Here is a 17,068-nt window from a genome sequence, read left to right on the forward strand (position 1 = left end):
GACAGCTGGCTGGTCTTAGGAGGCATGATTGCGACCTCAACCCCTGAGACCAGCCCCTCCTGGATCCGTACGACCCTGGCCGGCGCCGGCCTCGCGATCGTCACCCTGGCGACCGTCGGCCTGACCGGCACCCCGGCGGCGGACGCGGCCGCGGCCGAACGCGCCATGCCCACCGTCATCCTGGAACACGGCGCCTTCGCCGACGCCTCGAGCTGGACGGGTGTCGTCAAGCGGCTGCGGCATGACGGGTATCCCGTGATCGCCGCGGCCAACCCGCTGCGCAGCCCGGCCAGTGACGCCGCCCACCTGCGCGGCCTGGTGGAGAGCGTGCGAGGTCCGGTGGTGCTGGTCGGTCACTCCTACGGCGGATCGGTCATCAGCACCGCCGCCGACGGGGACGACCAGGTCAAGGCACTCGTCTACATTGCGGCCTTCGCGCCGGACACCGGTGAGAGCGCCGCGGACCTGGCCGCCAGGTTCCCCGGCAGCACGCTGTCCGAGACGCTCGAGCCCGTGCCCTTCACCCTGCCGGACGGAACCTCCGGCACCGACCTCTACATCGACCAGGACAAGTTCCGCCGGCAGTTCGCGGCCGACGTCCCCGCCACGATCACCAAGGTCATGGCCGCCGCCCAGCGCCCCGTCACCGCCGCCGCGCTGGAGGAGAAGGCCACCAAGGCGGCGTGGAAGACCATCCCGTCCTGGACGCTGATCACGACGCGGGACAGGAACATCCCGGCGGCCGCGCAGCGCTTCATGGCCAGGCGCGCCCGCTCGCACGCCGTCGAGGTCGACGCCTCCCACGCGGTGTCCGTCTCCCGGCCCGACACGGTCACGCGCCTGATCGAGCAGGCCGCCAATGCCACTGTCCGCTAGAACACACCTCCCCCGCTCGGACCCCCGGGGCGCTCCGGCGCGAGCGACGTCGGAGCGCCCCGGGCACCACCTCGCGTGTCGCGGCGAGCTGCGGGACCGTCAACGCGGACCAGAAAGTACGGAGAGCGGGCCAGGCTCCGGCCGCGCGAGGCAGCGCAAACCCGAGCGGCCGAGACCCCGGACACAGCCCTGCACCCGGACCTGGCGGAGGATGCTCTCGTCGGCGATCCGGGCATCGCGCCTACGGGCCGGGACGACGCACAGGTAGGCGCCGTCGGGTTCCATGAGGACGTTCGCGCTGCCTAAGTGGATCTTGTACGTGCGCAGATCCCCGCCTACCACCAGGAACCGTTCGGTGAGCGTGAGCCGGTCGGCGATGGCCGCGCGGGGCGGCCGCGCCAGCGCGTCGCGGCGCACCTCGGCCGACGGGGGCAGCGGGCCGACGGAGGTCTCCCTCCAGTAGTCCCGGTGTTCGTCCTCGCCGCGGTCCTGCCATTGCGGGTCGGCGGCGATGGAGGTGACGGCCACGAAGAGGTCCACGTCCCGCATCGCCTCGCTGAACACCAGCGGCGGCACCTCGGCCGTCTCCACCTGTACGAAGCCGCGCCCCTCCCGCCGGTCGAAGCGAACCCGCCCGGTGGTGGCCAGCGACCGAGCCGCAGCGTGTCGAAGGGCTGGGTCTCACGGCCGTCATCCGCCCGGGCCGGATACCTGCCGTCCTTCCGCCTCGGGCCCCGGTTTCGCCGCGCCGTCGCCTCCAGCGCCGGAGCACTGAGCCGGATGCTCTCCCCGTCCCGATCCGCCACTCGCGATGTCGCCGACTGACAGCATCATTCCTCGGAATCGATGAACTCGCCGTAGTGCCAGTGGCACCGTCGACCGATGCGGTTGGTTCCGCCGACGGCTGGAGCCATCGCCTGCGGCGGCGGGGTGGCGCGAACGATCACGGAGCTCTTCGGTGCGGTAAGGCGGAGCGCGGGTGTGGTAAGCGCTTGCTACCAGTGGTGACGGCAGTGTACGAGCGGGCTCGAATGAGAGTCAAAGACTTTGGGCCTTTATTTGTTTCATGGATTGACGTAACCAGCCTGCGGCCGTAACGTGACCGTCAACTCGGGGGAGACATATCGACACATTGCATGAAGGGACCGCGCCCCGATGATGGATAGAGCCCACATCGCGCCCAGCCGCCGCGAGCTGATGAAGATGACCGGGCTCTCCGGCCTCGGCCTGGCCCTCGCCGCCTGCGGGCGGGGCTTCGGCGGGGGCGGCGAGTCCTCCGGCGGCGGGATCGAGCTGAACATGGTCTGGTGGGGCGACGCCGACCGCGCCGCCAAGACCCAGGCCGCGCTCGACCTGTTCATGAAGCAGAACCCGACCATCAAGATCAAGACCGAGTACCAGGACAGCGGCCCCTACAAGGACAAGTTGGCCACGCGTTTCGCCGGGGGCAATCCGCCGGACCTGATGATGATGCGGATGGACTCCCTGCGGGAGTACGCCGACCGCAAGGCGCTGCTCAACCTCAACGACCACGCCGGCGCCGTGGACATGGCCAGCCTCAGCCAGGCGGCCAAGGACCTCACCAAGGTCGGCGACGCCACCTACGGCATCCCCTCGGGCCTGAACACCATCGGCTTCGTCGTCAACAAGGCGATCACTGACCAGTACGGCGTGGCCATCCCCGACGGCAACGCCTGGACGTGGGAGGACCTGGCCACGTTCGCCAAGGAGATCTCCGACAAGAGCGGCAAGAAGGTCTACGGCACCCTCGTCGACCCCGCCACCATGGCCAACGTCATCGTCTATGTCGCCCAGCAGGGCGAGGACTTCTTCACCGCCGACGGCAGGTTCGGCGCCGGCGAGGCCACGCTGACCAAGTGGTTCCAGATGTTCGAGGACATGCGCAAAGAAGGCGGCTTCCCGCCCGCCGGCTTCGTGGAGACCGTCGGCTCCTCCCCCGAGCAGTCCTACATCGCCAAGGGCTCGGTCGCCTCGCAGATCATCCCGACCAACAACTTCCTGCGCTACAACCAGGTCTCCGGCGGCAACCTGCAGCTGCTGCGTATCCCCGGCGAGGTGGGCGGCAAGCGCCGCGGCATGAACATCGGCACCCCGGCTCTGTGGTCGATCGCCGCCGCCTCCAAGCACCCCCAGGAGGCGCTCGAACTGCTCAACTTCCTCATCAACGACGTCGAGGCGGGCAAGGCGCTGAAGACCACCCGCGGCGTCCCGGCCAGCAGCGCCGTCGCCGACGCGATCAAGCCTTCGCTGGACAAGGAAGACCAGGTGGCCACCGACTACCTGATCGGTCTGCAGAAGGAGAAGCTGCTGGTGGTCCCGCCGTACCCGAAGGGCGCCAGCGCCATCCAGGACGCGCTGACCGCGGTCGCGCCTGAGGTCGAGCACGGTCGTGTGACGCCGGTCGAGGCCGCCAAGAAGATCATCGCTGAAGCGGCGAAGGCCCTGCCGCAGTGACAGTGACGCACGTCAAGGACCGGGCCGTGTCCCTGGTGACAGCGGCGCCCAGGAAGCCGCGCCAGGACCGGTCGGGTTACCTGTTCATCCTGCCCTGGTTCCTCGGGATGGCCTTCACGGTCATCCCGTTCTTCGCCTCGCTGTACCTGTCATTCACCGACTACAACCTGCTGAACGCGCCGAGCTGGATCGGACTGGAGAACTTCGCCAAGATGTTCTCCGATGCCACCTGGTGGCAGTCGGTGAAGGTCACGGTGGTCTACACGTTCGTGTCGGTCCCGCTCTCGCTGGCCATGGCCCTGGGGATCGCCATGCTGCTCAACCGAGGAGTGCGCGGCCTGCCGGTCTACCGGGCGGTCTTCTACCTGCCCTCGCTGCTGGGCGGCAGCGTGGCGCTGGTGCTGCTGTGGCGCTACATCTTCGGCCTGGACGGCATCGTCAACAGCTTCCTCGGCTTCTTCGGCATCGAGAAGATCGCCTGGACCTCCGACCCCGACTTCACCCTCACCACGCTGATCATCCTGCACATCTGGACGTTCGGCTCCCCCATGGTGATCTTCCTGGCCGGACTGCGGCAGATCCCGGCGATGTACTACGAGGCAGCCGCGATCGACGGGGCGAACAAGTGGATGCAGTTCCGCAAGATCACACTGCCGCTGCTCAGCCCGATCATTTTCTTCAACCTGATCCAGTCGCTGATCTCGTCCTTCCAGACCTTCACGCAGGGCTACATCTTCAGCGGCGGCAAGGGCGGGGCGGCCAACTCCACCCTGTTCTACAACCTCTACCTCTACAAGCAGGGCTTCGAGCAGTTCCACATGGGATACGCCTCGGCCATGGCCTGGATGCTGTTGATCATCATCGCCGCGTTCACCGCGCTCAACTTCCTCCTGGCCAAGAAGTGGGTGCACTATGACAACTGACGACAGCTACGTCGAGCGCATCGGCCACAGCCGCGGTAAGCGCTTCGGCAAACATCTGCTGCTCTGCCTGGCAGGTGGCGTCATGCTCTACCCGCTGGCGTGGCTGGTGGCCAGCTCGCTCAAGCCCAACGACCTGATCTTCAAGGACCTGTCGCTGTGGCCCTCGGAGTGGGACCTGTCCAACTACACCGAGGGCTGGACGGCCCTGGCGTATCCATTCGACCTCTACTTGGTCAACTCCCTCGTGATCGCGGTCCTGACCATCATCGGCAACCTGATCTCGTGCTCGCTGGCCGCCTACGCCTTCGCCCGGCTCAACTTCCGCGGGCGCAAGCTGTTCTTCGCGCTGACGCTGGGCACCATGATGCTCCCCGGTCACGTGCTGCTGGTCCCGCAGTACATCCTGTTCAACAGAATGGGCTGGCTGGACACCTTCTACCCGCTGATCGTGCCGAACTTCCTGGCCACCAGCGCCTTCTACATCTTCCTGATGGTCCAGTTCATCCGGTCGCTGCCCAAGGAACTGGACGAGGCCGCCCGCATCGACGGCGCGGGCACGTTCCGCATCTTCTGGAGCGTCATCCTGCCGCTGTGCAAGCCGGCCTTCGCCACCACGGCGATCTTCACCTTCATCTCGTCCTGGAACGAGTTCTTCAGCCCCTTGCTCTACCTGACCGAGCAGGAGCTCTACACCGTGCCGCTGGCGCTGCGACAGTTCATCGATTCGGAGGGCCAGTCGCAGTGGGGGCAGATGTTCGCCATGTCGTTCGTCTCGCTCGCGCCGGTCATCGGCTTCTTCATCGCCGGCCAGAAGTACCTGGTCAAGGGCATCGCCACGACAGGACTGAAATGAGACGCTACGCCTTCGTCGGCACCGGCTCGCGCGCCCAGATGTACCTGAGCGCCCTGCTCGGCCCCTATGCCGACGTCGGAAGGCCGGTCGCCTTCTGCGACACCAACGAGGTGCGCATGGCCTACTACGACCGTTTCGTCCGGCTCCCCCACTTCGGCGCGGAGCAGTACGACGAGGTTCTCAAGCTCGCGGACGTCGTCGTGGTCACCTCGCCCGACCACACCCACGCCGGCTATGTCGGGCGCGCGCTGCGGCACGGCGTGGCTGCGATCGTCGAAAAACCCATGACCATCGACGTGGCGGGGGTCCGCGAGATCCGCGAGGCCCTGGATTCCGGTACGGCGGAGCTGACGGTCACCTTCAACTACCGCTACTCCCCGCGCAATTCCCTGGTGAAGGAGCTGATCCCGCAGATCGGCGAGGTCACCTCGGTGAGCTTCGAATGGTGCCTGGACACGGTGCACGGCGCCGACTACTTCCGCCGCTGGCACCGGGACAAGTCGGCCTCCGGCGGGCTGCTGGTGCACAAGTCCACCCACCACTTCGACCTGGTCAACTGGTGGCTCGACGACGTGCCCGAGGTCGTCTTCGCCCGCGGTGGGCTGCGCTTCTACGGTGCGGAGAACGCCCGGCGAAGAGGGCTCGGGCCACGGCCGGAGCACGATCAGATGGATGGGGATCCCTTCGGCATCGACCTGGCCGCCGACGATCGCCTGCGCGAGCTGTACCGCGACGCCGAGCACCTGGACGGCTACATCCGCGACCGCGACGTCTTCTCCGACGGCATCACCATCGAGGACAACCTCAACGTCGTGGTGGGCTACCGGCGCGGGGCGTCGATGTCCTACTCGCTGCATGCGCACTGCCCGTGGGAGGGATACCGCGTCGCGATCAACGGTACGGCGGGGCGCATCGAGCTGGAAGTCGTCGAGCGCGCTCACGTGGAGGCCGGGGGCGCGGCGGTCAGGATCGGCGCGGCCACCGCCTCGGCCGTCCTCGACCCCGCCGCCGAAGATGACGGGAGCGTCGGCCCAGAGGGAGGGCCACGCATGCGCGGCAGCCGCCTGCTCCTCCAGCGGCACTGGGAACCGGCACGTCTGATTCCCGTACCCGAAGGAGCGGGTGGCCATGGCGGTGGCGACGCGATGCTCCTGCGCGACGTCTTCCGCGGTCCCGCGGAGGACCCGTTGTGCCGGGCGGCGGGGTTCGAGGCGGGCGCGGCGAGCGTGCTCACCGGGATCGCCGGGAACGAGTCCCTGCGCACGGGCCGTGCCGTCCACTTGGAGGAGCTCGATCTGACGGGATGAGTGTCCTCATCGAACTGCCGTACGCTGGGGAATCGCAGCGGCTGAGACGGAGAATCGGCGAGGTGACCATGCGAGTTGCTCCGGAGGGCGCCGCCATGCTGAGCGTGTCAGGGCAGGAGGTGGCCCGCTACGTGTGGCACAGCGAGCTGCCCTTGTCGAGCTCGCCCCGGCCGTTCCTGCACCCGGTGCGCACGCTCGGCGGCCACACGGTCACCGACGCCGCGCCCGATTCCCACTCCCACCAGTTCGGGATCAGCATCGCCTTTCCCGACATCGAGGGGACCAACTTCTGGGGTGGGCGCACCTTCGTCGCCGGACACGGACCCGCCTGGCTGGACAATCATGGTCAGGAAGTGCACCGGCGCTGGCTCCGCCGGGCCGACTCCCACCTGTCGCACCTGCTGAACTGGGTCGGCGCGGACGGAAACGTCCTGCTGCGAGAGAGGCGCACGATCACCTGCCGGGCGCTGGACCTGACCGCCTGGACACTGAGAGTCGACAGCCGGCTGACCAACGCCACCGACCGGCCGCTGACCGTATGCAGCCCGGCGGCCAAAGGCCGGATCGGCGCCGGATATGGTGGGCACTTCTGGCGAGGCCCGACCGAGGCCGGCGCAACCGTGCTCTCGCCGTTCGGTGAGGGGGTGGAACAGATCCACGGGCGGGAAGCGGACTGGGTTGCGGTCACCACGAGCCGGTGGAGCCTGATCTTCGTCCCCGGTGACGCGGCCACCGCGCGCGACAGGTGGTTCGTGCGCGCCCGCGACTACCTGGGCGTCTGCTCCGCGCTGGCCTGGGACGAGCCGCTCGCGCTGCCTCCCATGCAGACCGTCAGCCGCCAGGTGATCACCGTCGTCGTCGACGGGCCCGTCGATACCGAGCTCGCCGCGAAGCTTGCCCGGACGGCGACATGACGGGACGCCTCCAGCCCAACCCCCTGCCGAACAGCGCCGTCCGGCAGGAAAGCCTGCGCAGCATCAACCTGGAGCTGGTCTTCCGCCACATCGCGGCGGCGAACCGCCCCATCTCCCGCACCGAGCTGGCGACCGTCACCGGTCTGACGCGGCCCACGATCACCCGCATCGTCGAGGAACTCCTGTCCGGCCGCCTCATCATCGAGTCCTCGGTCGCCCACAACGGCCGCGCCGGACGGCCCCGAGTCGGGCTCACCCTGTCCAGAACCGGCCCCGTCGGCCTCGGCCTCGACATTCGCGCCGACGAACTGGCCATCTGCGTGGTCGATCTCAGCGGCACCGTGCGCCACCTGTCCTTCCATCGCACGGCAAGCCGCGACGCGCCGACCGTACTGGCCGATCTGGCGGCGATGGCTCGCACCACGATGGAAGCCGTCGCGACCGATGAGCTGACCGTCGTCACTGCCACCCTCGCCGCCCCCGGACCAGTCCACGACGGCGTCGTGCAGTCGGCGCCCGCGCTCGGCTGGCGTGGCGTCCAGGCCGCCGGCCCACTGCGCGACAGCCTCGGCATTCCGGCCTTCGTCAACAACGAGGCCAACCTGGCCGCCCTGGGCGAGATGTACGCCTCCGGCACCACGGACGCCAGCTTCGTCTACGTCTCCGGCGGGCTCGACATCGGCGCGGGGATCGTCCTGGACGGACAGCTCATGCGTGGCACCCGCGGCTGGAGCGGCGAACTCGGTCACGTCACGGTGTATCCGGAGGGCGAGCCGTGCCCATGCGGATCACGCGGATGCCTTCAAACGTACGCCAGCCTCCCGGTCATCCTGGGCAAGGAGCACCCGCCGACAGGCACCACGCCGGAGGCTGCGATCATCAATCAGGCCGAGACCGGCGACCCTCAGACTCTGGCGGCCCTCGAGCGGGCCGGTACAGCGCTGGGTATCGCGCTGTCGAACGTGCTGAACATCCTCGACATCAACACGGTTCTGTTGGGAGGCAGCTTCGCGCTGCTGTCGTCGTGGATCATCGCCAACGTCAGGGCAGAGATCGACAGACGCGTGCTGACCGCCTCATGGGCGCCCATCGCGATCCGGCCCGCGATGCTCGGCCCCGACGCCGCCGTCATCGGCGCGGCGCTGACCTCCATCGACCAGACCCGGCAACATCCGACGACCTGGCTGGCACAGCAGCCGCATCCGTCCTGGTCCTGACGAGGTAGCGTCCTCCGCGTTCAACAGGTCCAGTGCTTGACGCGCTCCCCGCGCGGAAGCCCGGAGCATGGGCGACTCGCGAGCGCAGGTAGTGCCGGCGACGCTGCACACTCCTCGTCTCCTCAAGAACAGGGTCCACGATCTCGAACGGAACGAGCGCGGTCAGCTCACCCAACGCCCTGACACGAACACCCTGTGGGCCCTCGGGCGCGGCGAAAAGGCTGTCGTAGTAGCACTGAACACAGCAGAGCCAGCAGGCTCGGCGATCAACGGAGATCCATCCCGACGGATCGTTGCGGAAGATCACCTATCTACTAGATCTCTCTCCCCATGTCCCAGGAGCTCACGTGCTTGACAGCATCACGACCACCTTAAGTACGCGGCCTTGGGGCAACTTTAGTCTCGCGCTGGCCCCAGACCACCGCCGCCCTCAGTTGTTAACAGCGCCCCACAGTCGACGCAGCTGGTAAGGCGTGTTCCGGCGCGGGCTGCTCTCCGGCTCGCTCGTCCTCGCCGAGGTCCTGCCTCGATGATCTGTTCGCGCGGTCGCCTGGTCTTCCTCCGGGCGTGGGTTCAGAGCCAGTCGCGTTGTGGAAGGCCAGGTAGAGGCCGGCCGACGCCACGAGCCCTGGCGGAAGCTTGGAGCGGCGGCGCGTGCCATCAGGGGACGAAGCCCGGCTCGTACGTGGCGAACACTCCCTGGGGCCGGAGTCGATCTCCTCCGACTCGCTGTCCTTGGACGCGCCCGTGCCCGGTCCTGCGGACGGTGGCCCTGGCGTAAACGGAGGCTCAGCTGCAGCGGGCACTTTCGTAAAGCGGCAGGTGACGCTGTCCATCACCATGTGTGCCCCCTGGGCGGGTCGCGGTGGCGACCCGCGCAGGGGGCTGTGGTGCTGGAAGACCCTGGCCGTGCGCGGGCTGACGCCGCCGCCGTCCACCAGGTAGATGACGGGGGAGTTGGATGATCTGAAGCTGGCGTTGCTCTCCCTACGCGTTGCGGATGATGCAGGAGTTCGCTGCGTGGCTGCCGCCGCCGGAGCCGCGATGTCTGAGGTTGTCGTCGTTGCCTGGGTTGCCAAGGGCTTATCTGTTCGTCGCCAGCCCGGCGCGTTCGGTGTCGTGCCGGGCTCAGGTCAGCGATTCTTGGTTGCCGGTTCGGGCGCCGCAGGTGGGCAGTGTACGGATGTGCGAGACGCTGCCTACGGCGTCACGTTGACGACGCCGACGCCGGCGTTCTGCATGACCTGTGTCCTGGCATCCTGCGGGGTAAGTGCGTTGTAGGCGTACGGCACAGTGAAGTCGGTGGTCGACTTCAGGTGCTCGTGCGGGGTGTTCACGTAGGCGTTGTTCACCAGGTTCCAGTACCCGGTCGCGTTGCTGCCGTAGAACCAGCCGACCGGTCCGTGGATGTCGCCGGTTACCTCGTCCACCTGCCCGGTGCCGACGTTCTCGAAGTAGTTGCCCTCGACGAGGACCTGCGCGCCCATCCGGGCGTTCACGGCGGTATCGGCCACGTCCTGGAAGTAGTTGTTCAACATGTGCACATGCGACCGCCTGATCAGCGGCACGCGGGAGTTCACGTTCTGGAACCAGTTGTTGGCGAAGGTGATGTGGTCGCCCGCCGAGCTCTGACTGTCGCCGCCGGCGGTCAACGTGGTCTTCCACGAATCGTGCAGGTGGTTCCACGAGATCGTGACATACGCCGCGCCGTCTTTGACGTCGATCAGGCCGTCGTAGTGGTCCTTGTCCACGTCCGGGAACTCGTTGTAGATCTCGTTGTGGTCGATCCAAACGTTGGAGCTCGACTTCTGGACGGTGATCCCGTCCCTCTCCCCGGTGTCGACGTGGTGGATCCTCAGGTTCTGGATGACGACGTTGCGTGACTTGCGGAGGCTGAGGCCGACCCCGTCGAACTCGCCCCGCGTCCCGACCCCCAGGATGGAGACGTTCTCCACGTCGTTGACATGCATCTTGTCCCGGCCGAAGTCAGCCGCCCTGATCGTCTCGTCGACGTAGATGACCAGGCCCTCGCCGGATCGGTCATCGTGCTCCTTGAACAGGTCGTACATCGCGTCGCCCGGGTTGGAGTAGCCGGCGCTGCGCCAGTACTCGCTGAGGGTGTACTCATGGACCACGTCGGCCCCGAACCCGCCGGTGGTCCCACCGTTCATCGAGGCATACCCGACCGGCTGGCCGGAGCCCGTGAACTGGCGGGCGTTGCTGCCTTCGCTGTTGCTACCGAAAGCAGCGGCAGCGCCAACCGGACTTACCGGGGAGACGATGGTGGTGACAGCCACGGCTGCCAGGATGGTGAGCCCAGATGTCAGAACGGCCGCGCGCCGACGATGGCGAGATGGCCTAGATAGCTTCATGATTCTGCCTTCCCTTGGGACGAAGGGGATCTCTCCATGGCGACTGACTCGGTATGAACCGCGCAATCGTCCTTGTTGCCAGGGGGTACGGAGTAGCACCGGGTGAACACCAGGTCATAGGAGCGTTCGGCGAGTGCGCTGGTGGCCGAAACAGCCAGACGGCGGGGACCGCCGCCTGGCTGTGCTGAGTCAGCGTGTGAGACGTGGTGCCGGTTTCGCTCCGCGTCCGTCAGGTGCCGATGTTGGCCTGGGGACCGGCGTAGGTCCGCAGGAGACCGGGTACGTCGGCGGCCGGGTCGAGGGTGTAGGAGTAGAAGCTTCTGGGGTCGAACGCGGTGCCCTTCTCCTTGACCTTGCCGCTGCCCCAGGTGCTGTTGACCACGATGTTGCCGCGCTGCACCAGCTCGCCGGCCTCGACGTAGTAGGGGTCCTTCACGGTGTCGTAGTAGCTGTTCTCGATGACCGCCTTCGTCTTGCCGCGCACGAAGTTGCCGTACCCGGTGATGTTCTGCAGGTAGTTGTTGTACATGTGCAGATTGGCGATGTTGTCCGCGCTCGGGTTGCGCGAGTTGGTGTTCTGGAACCAGTTGTGATGGATCGTGATCTTCGAGGTGACGTTGTCGGTCCAGCCGATGCCGAAGGTCTTGTTGTTCTCCACGAAGTGGTTCCATGACACGGTGAGATTGGTGGTGTCCTTGCGGCTGTCGAGCAGGCCGTCGTTCATCCGGGTCAGCCGGTTGTGGTCGATCCAGATGTGGTTGGCGGTGTCGATCTGGATGGCGTCGTAGTCGTAGGAGTCGTCGCCCGGGTCGTCGTCGGGCATGCGGGTGTCGCGGATGGTCAGGTTGCGGATGATCACATTGCTGACGCCCGCCTTGAGGAAGAAGCCGCCGCCGACGATCTCGCCCTTGGTCCCGACGCCGACGATGGTCTTGTTCGAGCCGACGCGCAGCTCCGTGCCCTTCGGACTGATGTTGATCGTGCCGGCGACCTTGATGATGTACGGCTCGGCGGCCGTCACGTACTTGTTGAGGTCGGCCTGGTTGGTGACCGTGACGGTCTGCCCGCCCGCGCCACCGGTGGTCGGGCCGCGGCCGTTGCCCGGCAGGGCCGCGAAGCCGTCGGGGGTGGACGGCCAGGAGCGCGCCGCGGCGGCCTGCTTCTCGCTCGTGGTGGCGCCGGCTGGCGAGACGGCCGTGATGACGGCGACGGAGGCGAGCAGCGACAGAGCCGCTGCCGAGGCCAGTGCGGTGACTCCGCTACGGGATGACGTGATCGGCTTCACGGTGTTCTGTTCCTTCCTGTGGGGGCCACCCGGCAGTTCACCGGGTCGGTCGGTTCTGGAACATGTGTTGACGGTTGCGGCCGCCGCCGGAGCCCCCTGAGCATCAGGGCAGGCGGACGCCGACACGCGCAGCAGAAGACAGGGTCCGGCGAAGCTGCGGGGCCGTACGAAAACGCGGTCCAGCCGGTCCGGGACCGACGCATCATCGCAGTTCAGCGGCCTGGACATCTCGCGCACCGCTCCCGAGCGTTGTGAAGGCCCGAATCCCGGCGATGCCCTCACATAATCGGGGGTGCGCCCTCACTGTAAGGAGCCACCTTAATTAGAGTCAATGGCTTTCGGTAATTATTTGTTACATGGATTTCCCCAACCGGACATCCCACCGAAGCGAGCAACCCATCTCGCGAGTTTCCCCGTTATCGCAGGTCGACGCCCCGACAGCACAGATGATCCCTGGACCGCCAGCCCAGGACCCGGCTTCTGCCATCAGCCGCAGCCTCGGTCGCACCCTCGCGACTTGACTCCGACGATGATGCTCGTGGTCAAGGCAGTCCGACCGGCGTTCACCTCGCCGTGGTGGTACGGGCGGCAGGCGGGCGCTGGTCCGGCCTCGCGCCTGATGAAACTTGCACCTCCCAAGGCCCTGGAGTCGGCTTCCAGACGCGTCGACCTGGCCGGATGGCGAAATCGGCGTTCGCAGCGCAACTGAGGGCTTCTCCCCGATGCCCTCTTGTGCTTCAATCCTTCGCACAGGGATCGGAAAGCGCTTACCGCAACTTCGGGGGGTGTCCGGCGCACCGTTCGGATCACGCGAAAAGGGGGTTCAACAAGGAAACGGCAGGCTAGTGAACGATGAAGAGCGGCTCTGGACGAAACCACTCCCGGCCGCCGAAGCCGAAGGCGGGTGGGGTTCACCCGGCTCCAACGGCGTGTCGCTCGAGTCGGTGAACTTCCCCGGCACCTATCTGCGGCACTCCAACTGCGCGCTCCGGCTCGCCCCCGACGACAACACCGCGATATTCCGTGCCGGCGCCACCTTCGACCGCACCTCGCACAGATGGTGAAGGAGCGCCGGCCTGTCCATCTCCGGGAGTACGAGCCACCGACAGCGGCGGTTCGTACCGGGCGAGTCTTTGCGTGTCGTCAAGTTCGAGTGCCACCGGCACGAGATGGCCACCCTCCAGCTCAGGCCGGACACGGCGGGACACGCCGGCGGCAGGTCGGTGTCCTTCTGCCGCCCAGAACCACTCCAGCCACAGCCGCGACGTAAGACCGTGCGCAGCGTACATCCCGACGGAAACAGCGAGATAGACGTGACAGAGGACGCGCCATGGCCGTGTTCTTGCAATCGGTTGTTGCAGAAATACCGACACAACCAGGCATAACTCCTTGTAGCGTTTGCAATTTTACCTGAACGTCTTGACGTTTCCTGCGTGTAACGTCAATGTGACTGCAACCGGTTGGTATCGGATGCACCGAGGCGACACGTGACAGCAAACCTGTTAACCCTCCCACACCCCTCACCGCTACATCCGGCCTGCTTCATCGCGCTAGCCCGCAGGACCGCAGCCATCGCAGTGCCACTCGGATGGCCGCTCCGGACTCGGGAGTCCTCCGTCCCGAGGCGCTGCAAGGACGTCGTGCTCCTCCTCCGAAACAACCTCAGTCAGGCCAGCAGTGATCGGCTCGCCTTCGCGATCGCGCGATTCCTCTCTGGCCCGGACATGCCCGACGCCTCGCCCTCCGCGGACGCGCTCTCCCGGCAGCGTTGTCGCGGCTGCTGTGTCGAGGGCGCAACGGCCAATGACAGCATGCATGGAGGTGATGGAACTGGTCCCCGACTCGCCGCCTGTCGGCGAACGGTCCTTCTCCGGGGCCGTTGCGTAGTCGATCTGGAAGGGACTGGGTTCGCCGGCTGCTTCTGTTCACGCTGGTTCCCGTTCTGCTGAAGCTGGACTTCACCCTTCGGCCGAACTACGGCCTTGCCGCGGAGGTTGCGGTGGGCCAGCGCGGAGCTCCGGCCAGCGCCCTGACACGGTGGCGTCAGCCAGCCGAAGTCGACAAGGAGGTCGGCTCGTTCGCCTTCGTCCTTAGCTGGAACAACCTCCTTTCGCCCATGTTCATCAACGACCAGGAGAAGCTCACGTGCCCGTGGTCCTTGCCTCCAACCTCGGCGAGAACAGCGTCGACTTCGGCGCCGACGGCGTCGTCGCCGCCCTGCCCGTCGTGATCGTCTTCGCACTCGTCCAGCGGATGTCCTCCGGGGCGGTGAAGAGGTGACCGCCACCTACCGCAACCCCGTGCTCAACGCGGACTGGTCCGACCCCGACGTGATCCGCGTCGGCGCGGACTTCTACCTGACGGTCTCCACCTTCACGAAGGTGCCGGGGCTGCCGATCCTGCACTCCCGCGACCTGGTCAACTGGACGATCATCGGCCACGCCGTGACCAGGGGCTACGACGACGTGCGGCCGGGCTGCGGGGTGTGGGCGCCGTCGCTGCGCCACCACGACGGCCGGTTCTGGATCTTCTACGGCGACCCGGACGTGGGCATCTGCTGGATGAGCGCCGAGGACCCGCGGGGCCCGTGGACCGAGCCGCACGTGGTCAAGCCGGGGCTCGGGCTCATCGACCCCTGCCCGCTGTGGGACGACGACGGCCGGGCGTACCTGGTGCACGGCTGGGCCAAGAGCCGCGCCGGGGTGAACAACCGGCTCACGCTGCACCGCATGGCCCCCGACGGCGAGAAGGTGCTGGACGAGGGCACCCTGGTCATCGACGCCGACCTGCTGCCGGGCTACCGGACGCTGGAGGGGCCCAAGCTCTACAAGCGCGACGGCGTCTACTGGATCTTCGCGCCGGCAGGCGGCGTGGAGCAGGGCTGGCAGTCGGTGTTCCGCGCCGAGTCGGTCTTCGGCCCGTACGAGGACCGCATCGTGCTGGCGCAGGGCGGCACCGACGTCAACGGCCCGCACCAGGGCGGCTGGGTGGACACCCCGTCCGGCGAGCACTGGTTCATGCACTTCCAGGACCGCGGCCCGTACGGGCGGGTCGTGCACCTGCAGCCCATGACGTGGGGCGAGGATGGCTGGCCGGCCATGGGCGACGACGGCGAGCCGGTGGCCGAGTACCGGGTGCCGGTGCCCGGCGGCGCGCCTGCCACGCCCGCGACGTCCGACGACTTCGCCGGACCAGAGCTGGGGCTGCAGTGGAGCTGGCAGGCCAACCCCGATCCCGCGTGGTGGGAGCTGCGGGACGGCAGGCTCCGGCTGGCCTGCGTGCCCGGCCCGGACGACCTGCGCGTGCGGCCGTCTGTCCTGGGGCAGCGGCTGCCCGGCGTGCCCTGCACGGTCACCGTCACGCTCACACTCACGGGCCAGGGCCGGGCGGGGCTGACCGTAGTCGGGGACACCGCCGCGTTCATCGGCCTGGAGGGCACCGCGGCCGGCAAGACGGTCCTGATCTGCGGTAACACGGAAACAACGGAGGATGGGGAGCCCGTACCGGTCGAGGAGGGCAGGGCCGTCACGATCGGCGCCCGGATCGGCGAGGGCGCGCTGGTCACGTTCCTTGCGGACGGCAGGGATGTGGGCGCGCCCTTCCAGGCCACGCAGGGCCGATGGGTGGGGGCCGTGCTCGGCCTCTTCGCCGCGGGGGACGGCACCGGTCAGGCGATCTTCGAAGCGTTCACCGTGGACATCGAAAGGCACAGCCAATGAAATGACCTTTGCCGGTGACACGACGGCGGTGCTCCAGGCCCCGGCCCTCCCATCCCGAGACGGCTCCGGCGGCAAGGCCGAGTTCACCCTTCTGAGACACCAACAAGGTCCGGCCCGGGTGCCCCGCGACGGTCAGACAGGGCAGATCGAGGACCCCGTTGGCTGACGCGACCGGCTACCTACACCTGGTCAACGTCCACAAGGACGCCCACACGCGCATCTGACATCGACCACCGATTTCACGGTGCCTCATGTCGACGATGAAGGACCACCCCGAAAGCCCCGGGACTCTACGAACCTTCCTCGCTCAACCGCCTCAGTCCTCTCGGACCCTCAGGCTCAGTTTCGTCATGCCTCGAACCGACACATCAGCAACCCGATTGTATGAATGGAGCTGGACGTGCGTAGAAGAGAACATCTCGGCAGAAGGCTGGCGGTCGTCCTGACCGCTGGCCTCATCACTACCGGCGGGTCGGTGGCCGCGCTCAACACGCCGGCCTCGGCAGCCCCGTCCAACGGCAGCTACACGCTGGTCAACGCCGGCAGCGGGCTGTGCGCCACCGTACCAGGGCAGAGCACCGGCGACGGCGTGCAACTCGTACAGAACGCCTGCGCCGACGCCGTCGGGCAGATCTTCACGATCACCGCCTCCGGGGGCGCCTACCAGATCAAGGCCGAGCACAGCGGCAAGTGCCTCGGCATCCGCGACGCCTCCACCAGCGCCGGCAAGGCGGCCCAGCAAGAGACCTGCACCGGCGCCGCCTCACAGACCTGGCAGCTCACCGCTTCGGGGTCCAGCTACCGGGTGGTCAACACCAATGGTGCCAAGTGCCTCAATGTCAAGGACAACTCGACCGCGGCGAATGCCGTCCTGCAGCAGAACTCCTGCGACTCGGCGGCCACCAAGCAGTGGACGCTTCGCCCGGCCGGGAGCGGCCCGACGACCAGCCCCACCCCGACCGTGACGCCGACCGTCACCCCGCCGCCGTCGAGCGGCACCCTGTACGTGGCTCCCGGCGGCAGGGACAGCGCGGCTGGGACGCAGGCGGACCCGACCACGCTCACCTCGGCGATCACCCGTATCGCCGCCGGCGGGACGATCTACATGCGCGGCGGGCGGTACGACT

At 67.4% G+C, this 17,068-nt stretch carries 14 protein-coding genes; 11 read left to right on the forward strand and 3 right to left on the reverse strand.

Annotated elements, in window-relative coordinates; genetic code table 11:
• Positions 1 to 24: 24 nt before the first annotated feature.
• Entirely contained in the window at positions 25 to 876 is an 852-nt protein-coding gene (locus ACTWPW_RS47120; protein WP_443172591.1) for an alpha/beta fold hydrolase, read from the forward strand.
• Between the two features lie 99 nt (positions 877 to 975).
• Here the strand turns inward: ACTWPW_RS47120 and ACTWPW_RS47125 are convergent, their stop codons facing one another.
• Complete coding sequence (locus ACTWPW_RS47125; protein WP_443172592.1) at positions 976 to 1,467, reverse strand: DUF7737 domain-containing protein; 492 nt, start codon at positions 1,465 to 1,467, stop codon at positions 976 to 978.
• Between the two features lie 564 nt (positions 1,468 to 2,031).
• Between ACTWPW_RS47125 and ACTWPW_RS47130 the strand changes: the two genes are divergently transcribed.
• From ACTWPW_RS47130 to ACTWPW_RS47155, 6 genes are all read left to right on the forward strand, one after another.
• A complete protein-coding gene (locus ACTWPW_RS47130; protein WP_443172593.1) occupies positions 2,032 to 3,351 on the forward strand; it encodes an ABC transporter substrate-binding protein in 1,320 nt (439 codons plus the stop codon).
• A gap of 26 nt (positions 3,352 to 3,377) precedes the next feature.
• Complete coding sequence (locus ACTWPW_RS47135; RefSeq protein WP_443172594.1) at positions 3,378 to 4,274, forward strand: carbohydrate ABC transporter permease; 897 nt, start codon at positions 3,378 to 3,380, stop codon at positions 4,272 to 4,274.
• Complete coding sequence (locus ACTWPW_RS47140) at positions 4,264 to 5,127, forward strand: carbohydrate ABC transporter permease (RefSeq protein WP_443172595.1); 864 nt, start codon at positions 4,264 to 4,266, stop codon at positions 5,125 to 5,127. The genes ACTWPW_RS47135 and ACTWPW_RS47140 overlap by 11 nt, the downstream gene beginning before the upstream one ends.
• Entirely contained in the window at positions 5,124 to 6,434 is a 1,311-nt protein-coding gene (locus ACTWPW_RS47145) for a Gfo/Idh/MocA family protein (protein WP_443172596.1), read from the forward strand. Before ACTWPW_RS47140 ends, ACTWPW_RS47145 begins: the two co-directional genes overlap by 4 nt.
• Positions 6,435 to 6,502: 68 nt before the next feature.
• Positions 6,503 to 7,348, forward strand: a complete 846-nt coding sequence (locus tag ACTWPW_RS47150; RefSeq protein WP_443172604.1) for a PmoA family protein — start codon at positions 6,503 to 6,505, stop codon at positions 7,346 to 7,348.
• A complete protein-coding gene (locus ACTWPW_RS47155; RefSeq protein WP_443172597.1) occupies positions 7,345 to 8,565 on the forward strand; it encodes an ROK family protein in 1,221 nt (406 codons plus the stop codon). Before ACTWPW_RS47150 ends, ACTWPW_RS47155 begins: the two co-directional genes overlap by 4 nt.
• 1,199 nt (positions 8,566 to 9,764) lie before the next feature.
• On the opposite strand, the gene ACTWPW_RS47160 is transcribed toward ACTWPW_RS47155, so the two are convergent.
• Both ACTWPW_RS47160 and ACTWPW_RS47165 read right to left on the reverse strand, forming a co-directional pair.
• Positions 9,765 to 10,736: a pectate lyase family protein gene (locus ACTWPW_RS47160; protein WP_443172598.1), complete on the reverse strand. Its 972-nt coding sequence runs from the start codon at positions 10,734 to 10,736 to the stop codon at positions 9,765 to 9,767.
• Positions 10,737 to 11,166: 430 nt separating this feature from the next.
• Positions 11,167 to 12,222, reverse strand: coding sequence for a pectate lyase family protein (locus ACTWPW_RS47165; protein ID WP_443172599.1), 1,056 nt, complete (start codon positions 12,220 to 12,222; stop codon positions 11,167 to 11,169).
• An 845-nt stretch (positions 12,223 to 13,067) separates the two neighbouring features.
• Between ACTWPW_RS47165 and ACTWPW_RS47170 the strand changes: the two genes are divergently transcribed.
• The 4 genes from ACTWPW_RS47170 to ACTWPW_RS47185 all read left to right on the forward strand — a co-directional run.
• The gene (locus tag ACTWPW_RS47170) at positions 13,068 to 13,286 is read left to right on the forward strand and encodes an AbfB domain-containing protein (RefSeq protein WP_443172600.1); all 219 of its coding nucleotides are present in this window, start codon (positions 13,068 to 13,070) and stop codon (positions 13,284 to 13,286) included.
• Positions 13,287 to 14,367: 1,081 nt separating this feature from the next.
• Complete coding sequence (locus ACTWPW_RS47175) at positions 14,368 to 14,502, forward strand: hypothetical protein (protein WP_443172601.1); 135 nt, start codon at positions 14,368 to 14,370, stop codon at positions 14,500 to 14,502.
• A complete protein-coding gene (locus tag ACTWPW_RS47180; protein ID WP_443172602.1) occupies positions 14,499 to 15,941 on the forward strand; it encodes a family 43 glycosylhydrolase in 1,443 nt (480 codons plus the stop codon). The genes ACTWPW_RS47175 and ACTWPW_RS47180 overlap by 4 nt, the downstream gene beginning before the upstream one ends.
• 400 nt (positions 15,942 to 16,341) lie before the next feature.
• Positions 16,342 to 17,068: RICIN domain-containing protein (locus ACTWPW_RS47185; protein WP_443172603.1), on the forward strand; the 727-nt coding region annotated here is incomplete at its 3' end.

The sequence above is a fragment of the Nonomuraea sp. KM90 genome (genome assembly GCF_052246675.1).
In the GTDB taxonomy this organism is placed as follows: Bacteria; Actinomycetota; Actinomycetes; order Streptosporangiales; family Streptosporangiaceae; genus Nonomuraea.